Annotated in this window: 12 protein-coding genes and 1 pseudogene; 2 read left to right on the plus strand and 11 right to left on the minus strand. The window is 69.9% G+C overall.

Translation table 11 applies throughout. The features are described from left to right. From K2Z83_RS02175 to K2Z83_RS02190, 4 genes are all read right to left on the minus strand, one after another. A partial coding sequence (locus K2Z83_RS02175) for a S41 family peptidase (RefSeq protein WP_220593553.1) occupies positions 1 to 697 on the minus strand: 697 nt, incomplete at its 3' end. A gap of 81 nt (positions 698 to 778) precedes the next feature. Beyond that, positions 779 to 1,588, minus strand: a complete 810-nt coding sequence (locus K2Z83_RS02180) for a 16S rRNA (uracil(1498)-N(3))-methyltransferase (RefSeq protein ID WP_255603156.1) — start codon at positions 1,586 to 1,588, stop codon at positions 779 to 781. Positions 1,589 to 1,592: 4 nt separating this feature from the next. Continuing rightward, a complete protein-coding gene (locus K2Z83_RS02185; protein ID WP_220593554.1) occupies positions 1,593 to 2,639 on the minus strand; it encodes a type I phosphomannose isomerase catalytic subunit in 1,047 nt (348 codons plus the stop codon). A gap of 12 nt (positions 2,640 to 2,651) precedes the next feature. Beyond that, on the minus strand, positions 2,652 to 4,058 hold the full coding sequence (locus K2Z83_RS02190) for a VanW family protein (protein ID WP_220593555.1): 1,407 nt from the start codon (positions 4,056 to 4,058) through the stop codon (positions 2,652 to 2,654). Between the two features lie 199 nt (positions 4,059 to 4,257). On the opposite strand from K2Z83_RS02190, the gene K2Z83_RS02195 reads away from it, so the two are divergent. After that, the gene (locus K2Z83_RS02195; protein WP_220593556.1) at positions 4,258 to 5,139 is read left to right on the plus strand and encodes a LysR family transcriptional regulator; all 882 of its coding nucleotides are present in this window, start codon (positions 4,258 to 4,260) and stop codon (positions 5,137 to 5,139) included. Positions 5,140 to 5,411: 272 nt separating this feature from the next. Here K2Z83_RS02195 and K2Z83_RS02200 read toward each other — a convergent pair whose 3' ends face one another. Further along, complete coding sequence (locus K2Z83_RS02200) at positions 5,412 to 5,627, minus strand: hypothetical protein (protein WP_220593557.1); 216 nt, start codon at positions 5,625 to 5,627, stop codon at positions 5,412 to 5,414. 150 nt (positions 5,628 to 5,777) lie between these two features. Here K2Z83_RS02200 and K2Z83_RS02205 point away from each other — a divergent pair, with 150 nt between their 5' ends. Further along, positions 5,778 to 9,152, plus strand: coding sequence for a cyclic nucleotide-binding domain-containing protein (locus tag K2Z83_RS02205; protein WP_220593558.1), 3,375 nt, complete (start codon positions 5,778 to 5,780; stop codon positions 9,150 to 9,152). 109 nt (positions 9,153 to 9,261) lie between these two features. Here the strand turns inward: K2Z83_RS02205 and K2Z83_RS02210 are convergent, their stop codons facing one another. The 6 genes and pseudogenes from K2Z83_RS02210 to glpB form a co-directional block, all read right to left on the minus strand. After that, positions 9,262 to 9,672: a hypothetical protein gene (locus tag K2Z83_RS02210; protein WP_220593559.1), complete on the minus strand. Its 411-nt coding sequence runs from the start codon at positions 9,670 to 9,672 to the stop codon at positions 9,262 to 9,264. After that, positions 9,665 to 9,868: a hypothetical protein gene (locus K2Z83_RS02215; RefSeq protein WP_220593560.1), complete on the minus strand. Its 204-nt coding sequence runs from the start codon at positions 9,866 to 9,868 to the stop codon at positions 9,665 to 9,667. Before K2Z83_RS02215 ends, K2Z83_RS02210 begins: the two co-directional genes overlap by 8 nt. Before the next feature lie 119 nt (positions 9,869 to 9,987). Further along, positions 9,988 to 11,826, minus strand: coding sequence for a WD40 repeat domain-containing serine/threonine protein kinase (locus tag K2Z83_RS02220; RefSeq protein ID WP_220593561.1), 1,839 nt, complete (start codon positions 11,824 to 11,826; stop codon positions 9,988 to 9,990). 351 nt (positions 11,827 to 12,177) lie between these two features. Next, entirely contained in the window at positions 12,178 to 12,945 is a 768-nt protein-coding gene (gene dhaM, locus K2Z83_RS02225) for a dihydroxyacetone kinase phosphoryl donor subunit DhaM (protein ID WP_220593562.1), read from the minus strand. Between the two features lie 17 nt (positions 12,946 to 12,962). Further along, positions 12,963 to 14,243 (minus strand): anaerobic glycerol-3-phosphate dehydrogenase subunit C, encoded by a 1,281-nt coding sequence (locus tag K2Z83_RS02230; protein WP_220593563.1) that lies wholly within the window; start codon positions 14,241 to 14,243, stop codon positions 12,963 to 12,965. Then, positions 14,236 to 15,393 (minus strand): annotated as a pseudogene (gene glpB / locus K2Z83_RS02235) (glycerol-3-phosphate dehydrogenase subunit GlpB); the annotation flags it as partial. The gene K2Z83_RS02230 and the pseudogene glpB, both read right to left, overlap by 8 nt. Positions 15,394 to 15,554: the final 161 nt, after the last annotated feature.

Here is a 15,554-nt window from a genome sequence, read left to right on the forward strand (position 1 = left end):
ACGCCACTCCGTCGTCGAGCATCTGGGCGTTGACGCTGATGATCGGCACTTCATCGCGGGTGATCGCGACGTCAAACGGCTGCGTGTCCAGGCCCCGGCGGATGCTCAGGGTGACGACGCTGCCCTTCGGGCCACGGATCTTCGCCGCCGCCTTCGCCGTAGACTCGGCGTCGCTCAGGCCGGCGATCAGGGGCGCCAGCGCCTCGCCGTCAACCGCCACGATCACATCGCCCGGCTGAATGCCGGCCCTCAGCGCCGGGGAGCCCTTGATCGGCCGGTCGATCACCATCTCGCCATCGGTCACGCGCAGGTAGGCGCCGATCCCCTCAAAGGAGCCCTGCATCGACTCGCGGCTCTGGGCGGCCAGGTCCGGCTCCTGGAAGGTGGTGTACTGGTCGTCGAGCGCGCCGAGCAGGCCTTTGATCGCCCCGTAGACGAGCCTCTGGCTGTCGAGCGGCTCCTGGTGGTAGAACTCGCTCTGCACCAGGTCCCAGACATCCCAGAAGACGGTGAACTGCTCACGGCTGGCGGCCGGGGACTGGGCGCGGAGGCCGCGGCTGGCGACGCCGGCGAAGAAGGTGTCGATCGGGGAGCTTCCAACCGCGCGGGCGGTGACCCACCCGCCGAAGAAGGCGATCACGCCGACCAGCAGGGCGGCTACGGCGCCATACGCGATGGCGCGTCTCATGCGTACCATGGGCGGTTCCTGACAGGGTGAGGGGTGATGGGGTGACAGCGACGCGGTGACAAGGAACACCCAATCAGCCGAGCGTTGATATTATCGATCAAACTCGTAGCAGAGGGCGGCGGCCGCAGCGATCGGGGCTGTCTCCGCGCGTAAGATCTGTGACCCGAGAGATGCGGGCATGATACCACGCTCGCTGGCCGCTGTCAGTTCCTCCGGGGCGACCCCGCCCTCGGGGCCGGAGAGGATTGCGACGGAGTCGGGCGGCGGCCCAGGGCGGCGCAGCAGGTCGCGCAGCGGGGGGGCCTGCCCCTCCCAGAGGATGAGCGGCAGGTTGGTCGTGGCGGCGGCGGTGCAGGCGGCGCTGAAGCTGAGGGGCTCGGCGAGCTCGGGGATGCGGCCCCGGCATGACTGCTCGGCGGCCTCGCGGATGATCCGCCGCCAGCGCTCGGCCTTCCGCCCGTCGGCGCGGTCGGCGGTGAGCGAGCGGGCGAACTGGACGGGCACGAAGCGCCGCGCGCCCAGCTCGGTGCCTTTCTGGAGCGCCCACTCGAAGCGCTCGGGGCGGATCATGGCCAGGTAGAGGGTCAGGTCGATGGCCGGCTCGGCGGCGCGCTCGCGGCCCAGCACCCGCCCGGCCACCAGATCGCGGCCCAGATCGGTAAGCTCCACCTCGTAGGCGTCGCCGAGGCCGTCCAGGAGCAGCACACGGTCGCCGGGGCCAAGGCGAAGCACGCGCGCGAGCTGCCGGGCCAGGTCGGCGTCGCCCAGGCGCACCGTATCGCCGCTGAAGGACGCGGGCGGGACGAAGAAGCGGTAGGTGTTTTTCATTGCAGATTGCAGATTGCAGATTGCAGATTGCAGATTGCATCTAATCTGCAATCTACAATCTGCAATCTGCAATCGATTACGGGTGCAGCGTGGCGGCGATCTGATCGTCTGGGTGGCCGGCCGCGCGCAGCGCGGCGGCGAGGTCGCCCATGTCGGGCACATAGGACCGCAGGGCGGTGGCATCTCCGATGAGGGTGTAGCCGGTCAGGATGGCCGGGATCACCGCCGACTCGCCCCGGCGCAGCGGCAGCTCACCGCCGGGCCATGCGAGCGTGCAGCCGCCGCCGATCAGGGTCAGGATCTCGAAGCCGCCGTGCCCTCCCAGATCTGCCCCCCCGACGATCTGCTGCTGCTCCAGGGCGAAGTAGGGGCAGGCGACGAGCAGGTCGCGACCGGGGGCGAGCGACAGGGCGACAGACTTGCCGTAGCGGGCCGGGCCGAAGTCGCTCACGTCGAGCGCCTTCTCCAGGTGCAGCTCGCGCAGCTGGCCGGTCTGCGCATCGCGGCGGCCGTAGTCGTAGACCCGGTAGGTCAGGTCAGACTTCTGCTGGATCTCGAAGAGCACGATCCCGGCGTTGATCGCGTGGATGGTGCCGGCCGGGACGAAGAGCACATCGCCTGGGGCGACCGGGACGCGCTGGAGCAGATCCTCCAGGCCGCCATCGCGCACAGCGGCGGCGAAGGCGTCGCGGTCGCTGGGGCGGCTCAGGCCATAGATAACATCGGCGCCGGGGTCGGCGTCGAGGATGTACCAGGCCTCGGTCTTCCCGTGGAAGCCGGTGTCCGCCTCACGGGTGTGGGCGTAGGCGTCGCCGGGGTGTACCTGGATGGAGAGCCGGTCGGCGGCGTCGATAAACTTGGCCAGGAGCGGGAAGTCGGTGCCATTGCGGGCGAAGCTCCGCGCGCCAACAAAGTCTGCGCCATACTCCTGGGCGATCGCGGCGATACTCCGCCCGGCGAGGGGGCCGTTCGTCACGAGGTTCGTGTCATAGGTCTGCCATGTCTCGCCGAGTCGGCCGGGGCGCGGCGCTGGGAGATCGAGCCACGCGGCCAGGCGATCCCCGCCCCAGATCGGCGAGACGAACCTGCGCTCGGTGAGCAGCGGGTAGAGGTCTATACGCATAGGGAGCTCCATCTACCGAGGCGGGATGATCTTCGCGCCGTCGGGCGGGGTGACGCCCGGGCCGTAGATGTAGAAGTCCTCCCAGGGCGTGTAGCGGGTGAAGTAGGTGTTGCGGCGGGTCGTCCCATCGGCGAAGGTGATCGTCCGATAGTAGTTGACATCGACGCCGGATCGGCCGTGGACGAGCTGGCGCACCGCGCCCTTCGGCAGCGTCCGGTCGTACTGCCAGGCCGGCGCGCCCGGCTGCGTCCAGTTCTTCGTGTAGGGGCCATCGTAGCTGACCTGGCGGCCGTCGCTGCTGCCCCAGATCTGGAAGGTCATCCGCGAGGAGCCGCGGTCCACCGTGCCGACGATATAGGCTGGGCCGGGGCTATCGTTCTGCCAGCGGAAGTCGACGCTTGGCGTAAAGACGGTGGCGTCGAAGCCGAGGATATTCTCGTAGAAGTAGACCACGTGGCTGTGGCCGACGCGGCGGGTGATCTGGAGGCCGGCGTTAGAGACGGCGCGGAAGAGGGTGGTGGAGACCTGGCAGAGCCCGCCGCCGATGACCTTCTCCAGGCGGCCGGAGACGATCGCGTAGCCATCGACGAAGCCGCTCGCCTCGGAGAAGTCGCCGACGCTGGCGAAGGAGAACTCGGCGCCCTGGGGCACCAGATAGCCGTCGATCATCTCGGTGGCCCGGCTGATGTTGGTGACGCGCTCGACGGCCGAGGTGGAGAAGCCGGTGCTGGCCTGGCCGAGCAGCTCGACGGGGCGGGCCGGGGCTGCGGCGGCGAGGGCGTTCGGGTCGCGCTCAAGGAGCTGGCGGCCAAGCGAGCCGAGCTGCACCTCGTAGGGGGTGCCGGCGTTCTCGGGGTGGTACTCGAAGCGGGCGCGCTCGAAGTACTGGACGAGGAAGACCTGCCCGGCGGCCTCATCCCACTCCTCGAACTCCTCGGAGATCGGGTAGCCGAAGACGCCGAGCCCGCCGCGGGTCTGCCAGAACCAGCCGAAGGCGCCGCCGAGCGAGTGGCCCGACTGGGGGAAGAAGGTGCGCGCGGGGTCGGGCGAGGCGGACAGCCAGCTGAAGGCGGGCTCGCCGCGGCCCTCGGTGAGGACGGCGCCGAGGCGGGTGAGGCTGAGTCGTGAGCCGACGGGGGCGGCGGGGCGCAGCTCGAAGCGGGCGCGCTCGAAGTACTGCACCTGAAGGCCGTCGGCGTTCACATACAGGTCGGTCAGCGGGAGGCCGAAGATATCGAGGCCGCCGTTCGCGTCGAAGAGCTGCTTGACCTGCATCCCGACGTTGTGGCCGGTCTGCGGGTAGAAGACGAAGGCGCCGCCGGCCTGGGCGGCGGGCGCGGCGACGGCTGGCGCGGCCGGCGATGCGAGCGTGACGACGAGGAGGATCAGGGCGACAGTGAGCAGCGCGAGGCGATGCATGGGCAACCTCGGGGTGTAACAGAGAAGACCCGAGCGCGGTGCCTGCGGGAGGATCGCCCTCCCCAGAGGCCCCGCCATGAACGATGAAACTCATTATAGCACGCAGATCCGCCCGATCTGCTATACTTGAAAGACAGACGTTTGCGGCACGCGCCGCCCAGTGGCTTGCGGGGAGCGACCCGTCATGCCATAGGATCATATGGAACTGCGACACCTGCGCTACTTCGAGGCGGTTGCCCGCCACTCCCATGTCACCAGAGCCGCAGCCGAGCTCCACATCGCGCAGCCGGCCCTGAGCAAGCAGATCAGCCAGCTCGAGCACGAGCTCGGCGTCGCGCTGTTCGACCGGGTCGGCCGGAACGTGCGGCTCACCGAGGCGGGCGAGGCGCTGCTGCCCCACGCGCGGGCGGTGATGGCCCAGGTCGAGGCGTCACGCGCCGAGATGGCCGAGCGGATCGGGCTGAGCAAGGGCCGGGCCACGGTCGGCGCGCCGCCGACGGTTGGGAACCAGCTGCTGCCGCCGGTGCTGGCCGCCTTCAACAAGCGCTACGCCGGGATCGAGCTGCGCCTCCACGAGGCCGGCGTGCAGACCCTGCTGGATCTGCTGGAGACCGGGCTGACGGATGTGGCGGTGGTGACGCTGCCGGTGGACGACGAGAACCTGACGGTGGTGCCGATCTTCACCGAGGAGATGGTGATCGCGGTGTGGCGCGGTCACCACCTGGCCGGCCGCGGCGAGGTGGCGATCAGCGATCTCGCGGGGGAGCCCTGGGTGCTCTCGCCGGAGAACTACGAGCTGCGCGAGGCGGCCCTGGTCGCCTGCGAGCGGGCGGGCTTCAGCCCGCGGGTGGTGCTCGACGGCGGCGAGACGGACACCCTGCTGCGCTTCGTGGCCGCGGGCGTCGGGATCGCCCTGGTGCCGCGCCTGGCGGTGCAGGGCGCGGCCGACCTGGTGGCCCTGCGGGTCTCCGACCAGAAGCTGCAGCGCTCGCTCGGCGTGGTCTGGCGCGGCGACCGGGTGGCCTCGCCGGCGGCGCGGGCGATGCGCGAGTTCCTCGTCGAGCAGCTGCGCAGGGGCTAGGCGCCCCAGGCCCGGCACTCACACTGGGGCTGCGCGCCCCAGGCCCGGCACTCACGCTGGGGCTGCGCGCCCCATGCGCATCAACTTTAGGGCTGCCGCCCTAAAAACCGGTGTTGTTTTGGCCAAAATGGCCAGCGAAGCTGGCCATTTTGGCCAAAACAACAAGAAATTCCGGGGAGCCCGGAGCTTAAGTTGATGCGCATGGGGCCGCGCCCCAGGACGTTGTAACAGCCCTGTATTCAGGCGGCGTAGGGACGCAGCGCGCTGCGTCCCTACGCCGCCTCGACGGCCATCGGCGGCCGCGGCGTGTCGATCAGGTTCAGGCCGAGCCGGTCGGCGATGAAGTCGCCGAGGGCGGCCGAGTCGGGGAAGGTGATCACCGTCTCATCATCATCGCCGTCGCGGTAGGCGAGCCGCCAGAGCTGACCCATGCGCTCGTCCTGCCAGACCCGAAGATTCAGCTTGAGGTGAACCGCGCGATCATTCATTGCCGCTGCTCCTGTGATACGATAACGATCCGCCTGCGGCGCAGCATGCTGCACCTTGATCATCCTGACAGGTAAGACGTACGATCCGGTTTGTTGGTTCTACGTCGTTGATAAGAGTATGATGAGTGTCTGGTCTATAAGGAGCCGCCCGTGACCACATCTGCCGAGGTGCCATGGGCCGCGCTGGGGGATCGTGTGAATGCGCCGCGCCCCGGCCCTCCCTCGCGCGGGATCTACGTCGGGCTGTCCCGGCGCCTCGCCACCCGCCCGAGGGGCGGCGCGAGCTCGCTCGATCTCTGGGAGCGGCTCGCCCGCCGGGTGGACTTCGCCCAGTACCGTCCGACGCGCATCGACGATGTGGCCGAGGAGACGATCAGCGAGGGCGGCCAGAGCTTCACCGTGCTGCGCAGCCCCTCCGGCAGCTACCTGCGGCTCACGCCCGCCGAGCGCGAGCTTTGGCAGGCGATGGACGGCTCGCAGAGCGTGGCTCAGCTCGCTACCACTGGCTTTCTCCGATTCAAGCAGCTGCTCCCCGTGGCCGACCTGGTGCTGAGCCTGCGCGCCCAGGGCTTTCTGGCCGACGCGCCGGTGGGCATCTACCGTGGCCTGCGCCGCCGCGAGGAGGCCCGCAGCGTCGAGGGCAAGGGCGAGAGATTGCTCGACACGCTGCGTGAGCGCACCTTCGCCATCCAGGGGATCGATGGAGCTGTCGGCAGCCTCTATCGGGCGGGCGGAAAGTTTCTGTTCACCTGGCCCTTCGCCGTCGTCCACGCCCTGCTCACGATCATCGGGCTAACCTGCTTCGCCCTGATGGCCGGCGCGGGCGACTCCTACCAGGTGCTCAGCGCCGACAACGTGCTGCTGAGCCTGCTGGCCCTCTGGGCGGCCCTGATCGTCTCCTTTTTGCTCCACGAGCTGGCCCACGCCCTGGCGGTGAAGCGCTGCGGGCGGCGGGTGCTGCGCGGCGGCGTGATGATCTACTACGGCATGCCGGCCGCCTTCGTCGACACCAGCGACATCTGGCTGGCCGGGCGGGGCGCCCGCGTGCTCGTCTCGCTGGCCGGGCCGCTCTGCGACCTGCTGGTCGGCTCGTTGGGCGCGATCGCGGCCTTCCTGCTGCCCGAGGGCCTGCTGGCCGGGGCCGCCTACAAGCTGGCCGTCGCCTGCTACCTGGCCGCGCTGTTCAACTTCAACCCGCTGCTTGAGCTGGACGGCTACTTCATCCTGGTGGACATGCTGCGCCTGCCGAACCTGCGCCAGCGCGCGCTGCGCTTCATCAGCGGGCCGCTCTGGCAGAAGCTGCGCGTCCGGGCCGACTTTAGCGGCGAGGAGCGCTTCTTCACCATCTACGGCCTACTCGCGGCCGTCTACACGCTGCTGGCGATTGTGCTAGCCGTCCTCTTCTGGCAGCGCCAGCTCGTCAATGTGATGCGCCAGCTGTGGGAGGGCGGCGTGGCCGGGCGGCTGGTGGCGGCGATCATCCTGATTGCAATTGTCGTGCCACTCTGCCTCGGCCTGATCTTTGCCGCCTGGGGGCTGGTGCGGGCCGCTGCGGCCTGGGCGGCCCGGCGCGGCTACGGGCGCAGCCCGCTGATCGTCGGCGCGGCCCTGGCCACCCTGGCCCTGGCCCTGGCCGGGCTGCCCCTGCGCTACGGCGCGCAGGTGGCCCTGATCGCCCCGCTGCTCTGGGTGGCCGCCTTCGCCGCCCAGATCGCCCTCCAGGCCGACTATCGCGGGGCCAGGGTCGGCCGGGCGCTCACCAGCTTTCTCGCCGTCACCGCGATCGAGCTGCTGGCCCTGCTGGGCTCGCTGCTGCTGCCGGAGCTCGCTGCGCTCTGGGCCGGCCTGGAGATCACCGGGTTTATGCTGCTGATGTTCGCCGGATTCATCGCTCTGCTCGACGTGGACCTGCACCAGTCTCTGCCGGGCGAGCTTGCCGCCAGCGCCCTGATGCTGGGCCTGGCCTTCCTGGCCGGCGGCCTGGCGATCGGGCTGATCCAGCAGGCCCAGCCGGGGGCCGGCTTCATCTGGGTGGTCTTCGAGGCGTCGCCGATCTACCTGAGCCTGGTGGCCCTGGCCCTGCTGCTGCCCCAGCTGATCGGCCTGCGCGACTCGCGGCTGCTCTGGTGCTGGCTGCTGCTCTGGCTGGGCATCGCCGCGCAGACGGTGAGCTACATGCTCCAGCTGCTGCCGGCCTGGCGCGGCACGCCGCCCTCGATCGCCGCCCACACGCTCTCGTCGGGCCTGTGGGCGGCGGCCTGGTACACGCACTACCTGACCCTGCGCCAGATCAGCACCCGCAGTCTGAGCTGGCCGCTCCAGCCGGCCATGAGCGAGGCCGAGCGGCTCCAGCGGGCTTTCCAGCACTGCTACGCCGGCTGCTACCGGCTGCTCCACGACCTGTACGGCGCCCGGCGGGCCCAGGCCCTTGATGACCGGATGGATGTGCTGGCCGCCACCGCCAACTGGGACATCACCCTCGACCGCGAGCAGGCCCGGATCAGCCCGGCGCTCACGGCGGGGCCGCTCGACGTGCAGGGCGCCCGCTACGCCGAGGTGCTGCGCTACACGGTGGCGACGATCGAGGAGCAGTCGGGCGCGAGCTTCGCCCGGCGGGCCATCCGCGCCGCCTACGACGCGCTGCCCTGGCCCGAGCGCGAGGCCGCCGGCCGCCAGATCTTCCCGAACACGCCCTGGGCCAGCGAGCTCTCACAGTCCTTCGGCGATGTGCGCGAGGCGCGGATGCGCCTGCTGCGCCAGGTCGAGATCTTCGCCGTCTGCGACGACCGCGAGCTCCAGGAGCTGGCCGCCGCCCTAGAGACGCGCCGCGCCGCCGCCGGCCAACTGCTCCTCGCCGCCGGCTCGCCCCCCTCGGGGCTGTGGATCGTCGAGGCCGGCGAGGTTGCGGTCAAGCGGGGCGATGCCCTGGCGAGCGAGCTGCACCGGGGCGACTTCTTCGGCGAGGTGGGCGACGATGTGCGCGAGGTGACGGGCCAGGCCTACCGGGCGACGATCGAGAGCGATCTGCTGTTCCTGCCGGGGGCCGAGATCGAGCGGATGCTGCGCGAGGTCGCCCCGCATGCCGGCGAGGGGCTGGCCCTGCTGGATGTGGTGCGGCTGCTGGAGCGCGTCCCGCTCTTCCACGGGGTGCCGCGCACGGCCCTGCGCGAGCTGGCGCGACACGCCGGGCGGGCGGAGCGCCCGGCGCGCTCGGTGATCGTGCGCCAGGGGCAGCCGAGCGGGCGCTTCTACCTGATCGTCTCGGGGCGGGCGGCGGTGGTGCGGCTCAGCGCCGAGGACCCGTCGGGCAAGCCGCGGGTGGTGGCGCAGCTCGGGCCCGAGGAGTTCTTCGGCGAGCTGGAGCTGCTGCGCGGCGGTCCGCCGATGGCCAGCGTGATCAGCGTCACGCCGGTCGAGCTGCTGCTGATCCCGCACACGGTGATCGGGGCTATGCTGGCCCGCACGAGCGACCTGGCCCGCGGCCTGGAGCAGATCGGCACCGGGCGGATGCTGATGCTGCGGTAGGGGACAGGGGACAGGGGACAGGGGATAGGGGTCGGGCATTCGCCATCAGGGCATGGGCATAGCAGGCGAAGCTTGCGCGTCCGCCCTGTCCCCTGTCCCCTGTCCCCTGTCACGGCTGGAAGAAGATCTGGTACTCGCCGCTGCGCGCGCCGCGCGCGGTGACCCGGTAGCGCACCATGCCGGCGTCGTCGCTGCGCACCCGGCTGCTGCGCGTCACCTGGGAGTCGGGCCGGCCGGCGATGGCGAAAGCCACGGCGCCGTCGGGCTGGAGCAGGTCGATCTGGAGGTCGCCCGACTCGATGGCGATGATCGCGATCGCCTGGAGGTCGGCCGGCCCATCGCTCACCTGGACGGCGCGCTCCTCGCCGCCCTCGGCGCTGACGAAGGTGGTGCTGACGTTGCCGCTCCCGGCGAGCAGATCGATCGTCGTCCGCTCGCCGCTGATCAGCAGGCAGCCGCTGAGCAGCGGGGCCAGGAGCAGGACGGCCAGTATGGCCAGGGCGGGGGATCGCCTAGCCATAGGACTCGGGCCGGTACTCGGCGCTATAGGTCTCGCTCTGGGGGACCAGATCGACGCGGGCGGGGTTACGGCTCACCACGCGCAGGTCGGCGCCGCACGTGATGTTGGCGCAGACAAGCAGCGCGCCTGGGGCCACATAGCTCTGGAGGCCAAGCTTCTGTTTGCAGACGGGGCATCGCACAAACTCGACGGGCATATCGCTGCGCTCCTCTGATGCGGTAGGATCTCTATCTTCCATTGTATACGATAACGCGCTGTCGATCAGGAGCGAGCTGGGCCTTGCCACCCTCAAGGCTCTCATTGAGAGAATCTCATTCACAGCTGCCAGAGGCAGATCCGGCCATCGTGGGTGCCGGTGGCGAGGAGGCGGCCGTCGGGGGCGTAGGCGAGGCTGGCCACGCCGGCGCGATGCTCGAGGACGGGGGCGGTCATGGTGCCATCGCTGAGGCGCCAGAGGCGCACGTTACAATCCTCGCTGGCGCTGGCGAGCATCTGGCTGTCGGGGCTGAAGGCGATGGAGCGAACCGGCCCGCGGTGCCCCTGGAACGTCTCCATCACCTTGCGGTCGCTGAGTCGCCAGACGCGGACGCTCTTCTGGCTGCTGGCGGCGATGTACGCGCCGTCGGGGCTAAAGGCGACGCTGTAGATGAAGCTGGCGAAGCCGCTGAGCTGCCCGGCCGGCTGGTGGTCGGCCGTACTCCAGAGGTAGACGGCCCCATCGTAGCAGCCGGCGGCCAGGAGCGCGCCATCGGCGCTAAAGCTCAGGCTATGGACGAACGGCACCGGCAGCGTGTCGAGGATGCGGATCGAGTCGCCATCGACCGTGCAGATCGTGATCGCGCTGCCCCAGCCGCCCACCGCCAGCAGCTTGCCGTCCGGGCTGAAGGCGATGCTCTCGACGGAGCAGCCGGGCATGCGGAGCTGACGGCGGGACGCGCCGTCGGCGACGCCCCAGATCCGCACCGACTCATCGTCGCTGCCGGAGGCCATCAGCCCGCCGGTGCGGGCGAAGGCGACGCTGCGCACGCTGCTGGTGTGGCCCTTGAGGGTTCGCACGTGGCTGTAGTCGCTGATCCGCCAGATGCCAACCGTGTGGTCGTCGTAGCCGGCGGCGAGGAGATCGCCGCTCGGGCTGAAGGCCACGGAGCGGATGGGGCTCCCGGTGGTGAGCATACGCAGGAGCGTGCCGACGGGCACCTGCTCGGCGGCGGGCGCGGCCGGGCTCGGGTCGCCTAGTGCCGAGGGAGTCGTGAACCCTGGCGCGCGCACCTGCATAGACGGGGTGGCGGCGGGGTGGCTGGCGTAGAAGAACTCCTCACGCATCTCGCGGGCGTTGCGCGGGCGGCCCTCCAGCGTCACGCTCAGGGATCGCTGGATCAGGTTTGCCACCGGCTCGGGCACGTGGGGCGATAGCTCGCGGATGGGCCGCAGCGAGTCGGGGTTTCCATTGATCAGGCGGGCCATGCGGCTCATCGCATCGGCGGGCAGGGTGCCGGTGAGCATGTGGTAGAGCGTGGCGCCCAGCGAGTAGAGGTCGCTCCGCTGATCCGGCTCGCCATCGCGCATCTGCTCGATCGGCGCGTAGGGCGGCGTGAAGCCGTAGATCTTGCGGCTCGCCATATCGGGCGTCGTCGTCTCGGAGCTATCGACGGCGATCGTCACCCCGCCGCGAGCCAGCCCAAAGTCGAGCAGGATAATATCGAAGTTCTGGGTCAGCTTGAGGTTCTTCGGCTTCAGGTCGCGGTGGATGATCGGGATCGGCCGGGTGTGGATGTAGTGCAGCACATCGAGGAGCTGGTCGGCCCACTTCAGCACCATCGGCAGCGCCTGGGGCGATGCGAAGTGCTTGCCGAGCCGCTGGATCTGGCTGCCGAGATCCTCGCCGTGGATAAACTCCATCACGAGGAACTGGCCATTGCCCTCGACGAAGTGGTCGCTCACCTTGGCGAGCGCCTGGTGGCGCAGGCGGGCGAGGAGCTTGGCCTCATGCTCGAAGGCGCGCCGGTAAGCCTCGTCTTGGAAGAAGGTCTCTTTGATCGCCACATCGTGTGACAGCCGCAGATCCCGCGCCAGGTACACCGCGCCCATGCCGCCCTTGCCGACCTGTTCGGCAATGCGGTAGCGTTGTTGCAGCAGAGTGCCGGGCGCTAGCATAGGTCGTGTCTTTCGTCGGGCACAGCGATGACATGATAGCGGTGGCTGTCCAGCCGCCGCCCATTGTCGCACATGAGAGCCTGTGGGGTATTATAGATACCATTATAGCAAATCCATTACCGTCTGTGGGCGGACATACTACAGAAAATGGTAAAGCCGCTGTAAAGAAATGACATCATGTGTCCATCAGACACATGATGTGCTGATGGTGCTGCGCCGCAGCTACGCCGCGGCGCAGCACCATCAGTTTTTTGTGGGGGCGCGAAGCTCGCCCACACCCTCACCGTGCGCGGTGTTGCTGCTGGCAACAAAAATTGACATAACGATGTAGGGGTCAGCTCGCGGGCCGCCCTACTCGCCGAAGTTGTCGGCCACGAGCTTCGCCAGCGCGTCGATCGCCGCCTGGGCGTCTGCGCCATCGGCGCGGATGTGGATCTGGTTGCCGAGGGCCACGCCGAGCTTCATAATGTCGATCATGCTCTTGGCGTTGCCGTCGGGGCGCTCGGGCCGGGACAGGTTGCGGGCGCGGATCGTGCTGCTGAAGCGGCTCGCCGTCTGCACGAAGTCTTTGGCCGGGCGCATGTGCAGGCCGACTTTATTTTTGATCGTCAGGGTGATCTCGACGCCCGCGCCCTCTGGCGGCGCCGGGGCCGGCGGCTCATGGGGTACGTGCTCGGCCGCCAGCGCGATGCCCTTCGTCTCCAGGGCGCGCTCGGCGGCGGCGGCCACCTCGTTGATCGTCGCGCCGGGCCTGGTCGCCTCGATGGCGGCCACCAGGGCGCCCTCGACGAGCGGCGCCGGGCTGATGCGAAAGGGGATGCCGCTCAGCTCCAGGGCGATCTCGGCGCTCATGATCGCGCTGCCCATATCGACCAGCACCAGCACCTCATCGGCGCCGGCGAGTCGCTCCAGGGCGTGGCTGATCAGATCCACACTGGTGCCGAGGTCGCCCTCCAGTGTGCCGCCGGCCGCCGCGATCTGCACGCGCCCCTGGGCCATCTGCTCGATCAGATCCTTGACCCCGCTGGCGATACTGGCGCTGTGTGAGATGATGAGTAGGGCAATCATTGTCTTTAAGGATGAAGGATGAAGGGTGAAGGATGAAGTGGTGCGTTTCATCCTTCACCCTTCATCCTTTATCCTTCTCCATAGGCTTCTGCCAGGATCTCGATGGGATGCTTGGTGACGACCCCGGTGCCGTGGCTGATCTGCCAGCGGCAGGTCTCGCTATCGCAGAGGGCCAGGTCGGAGCCGGCGTCCTTCACGAAGCCGAAGAGCTTGGCCCCGACGTCCATGCCGATCTGGTACTTCTCCTTCTTGAGGCCGTAGGTGCCGGCGATCCCGCAGCAGTCGGCGTGGCTCTCGTCGAGGCGCAGGCCGGGGACGAGGGCGAGCACGTCCATGGCGGGGCGTCCGATGCGGTGGGCGCGCAGCTGACAGGGCGGGTGGTAGGGCAGCGTGCGCTCGATCGGGCGGAAGTCTGTGTCGAGCTCGCCGTCCTCGGCCAGATTGCGCAGGAACTCGAAGATGTCGTAGGTGCCGGCGGCCACGTCCTTCACGTCCTGGCTGTGCAGGCCGATCAGCTCGGGGGCCTCCTCCTTGAGCGTCAGGGTGCAGCTGGTGCTGGTGCCCACCACGGGGATGCCGCGGCGCACGTAGGGCAGCAGGTGCTCGACGTTGTACATGTGCCGGCCCTTGGCCGCCGGGAAGTCGCCGTTCGAGAGCAGGGGCAGGCCGCAGCAGCCCTGCTTGGGGATGATCACCTCGAAGCCGTTGCGCTCCAGCACGGCGATGGCGGCCTTGCCCACGTGCGGCTCGTAGTACTGGGTGCTGCAGCCGTGGAAGTAGACCACCTGCTTGCGGGCGACACCGGTCGGTCGGTGCCGCTTGAACCAGGAGCGGAAGGTGTAGCTGCTGGCGGCCGGCAGCGGCGCGTCGCGGTGGATCTGCATCACCTGCTCGATCGCCCAGCGCACGGGCTTGATCGATAGGCCGAGGTTCACCAGCGGCGCCTGCGGGCCGCTGCTCAGCCGGCCGACCACCCCGGCGCGGCCGATGATCTTGTTGCGCAGCGGGGCGCCGCGCTCGGCCACAATCTGCGCGCGGGCGCGGGAGTTCAGCTCGGCGATCTTCACGCCGGTCGGGCAGACCTCGTTGCAGACCCGGCAGCCCGAGCAGTAGTCCACCGAGTCGTCGGGGACGGGCTGGCCCGGCTGGCGGAAGCGCTGGGCCTGCGGGCCGACCGACTTCGGCCCGGGGAACGTATCGGTCACGGCGGCCACCGGGCAGGCCGACATGCACACGTTGCACTTGATGCAGTGGTCGAGGGACTGGTTGAGCGAGAGCTCGATGCCCTTCCAGGCTTCCCTCGCGGATGGGGTCGCAGCCGGTGAGGGCGGAGCCGGCGATGGCGACATTCTGGTAGACGACCTGGCCGGCGGCGTCGAGCGGGCGCAGCTGTGCGTCGGCGGCGACGCCGGTGCGAAAGACGGGGTGGCCGGTCTCGTTGAGGAAGCGGGCGGCGAACCAGTCGGCGCGGGCGTTGGGCGCGCGCAGCGGCAGGCCGAGGGCGGTCTCGACGAGGACTCCGGCGTGGTCGGCGCGCACCCCGCCGCCGGCGATCCCGCCGGTGGCGAGGATGTAGCGGGCGGCGCGGTGGCGCTGCTCGCGGGCGGCGGCCTCGGTGTAGATCGCGTCCATCCGGTCGCCCTGGGCCTCGGCGCGCTGCACGAAGGCGCCGAGCTGGATGCGCCCGCCGGCCTTCAGCAGGGCGGCCTCCAGCATGTGGTAGAGCCGCATCCCCGGCACCGAGGCGGGCAGGGTGGGAACCTCGAAGATCAGCGCCCCGGCGGCGGCCTGGAGGTCGCTCACCGCCTGGGTGGCGCCGGCGAGGCCGAGCATTGCCGGCAGGCCGACCCGGCTGTAGCGGCCGCGCTGCACCAGCTGGCGCAGCTGGCGGCCCACGTCGGCGCGGAAGGCGGGCTGGTCGAAGAGGCGGGCGAAGCTGACGGTGCTGAAGTCGTGCTTGCGGTCGCTGGGCGGCAGGGTCAGGTAGGCGCCCTCGGCGGCGAAGCCCTCGGCGCACAGGTTGGCGGCGATCATGGGCGGGAAGAAGTCGCGCAGCTCGTGGAAGCCGGCGATCAGCAGCGGGCCGCCGCCGTCGCCCTGGCGGGGCAGCTGGCGGGCGTCCCCGGCGGCCATGGTGGCCGGCACCATGCAGGTCGCGCGCAGGGCGCCGACGGCGGTGGGCAGCAGCAGGTTGCGGCGCAGGCTGCCGACCAGCGGGTAGCCGCCGTCGGCGCAGATGGCGCGCAGGCGCTCGGCCCCGGCCTGGATGGCGTCCACGCCGGCCAGGGCGTAGGGGTGGTCGGGGTGGTCGGCGATCAGCGCCTCGACGCCGGCCAGCGGGTCGCCGTCGCCGATGTCGAACAGGTCGAGGCAGCCGGCGGCCCAGTGGGTTGCGCCGTGGCCCTTGGCCAGGACAAGCACGCGCTCCCCGGCCTCGGCCCGGCCGATGGCGGCCAGCATGCCGGCGATCCCCGCGCCGATGACGATCGTGTCGTACATATATCACCCGTAGGGGCGCAGCAGCGGCACATGCGATGCCATCGCCGGCAGGGCGGTGGCCGCTGCTGCGCCCCTACCCACATTACGCCTTTACATACTCGGTGGCCACCTCGGGGTGGTCGGTCACCAGGCCGCCGCCCTGCGCGGCGTGCGCGCGCAGG

It is taken from the genome of Oscillochloris sp. ZM17-4 (assembly GCF_019599295.1).
GTDB lineage: Bacteria > Chloroflexota > Chloroflexia > Chloroflexales > Chloroflexaceae > Oscillochloris.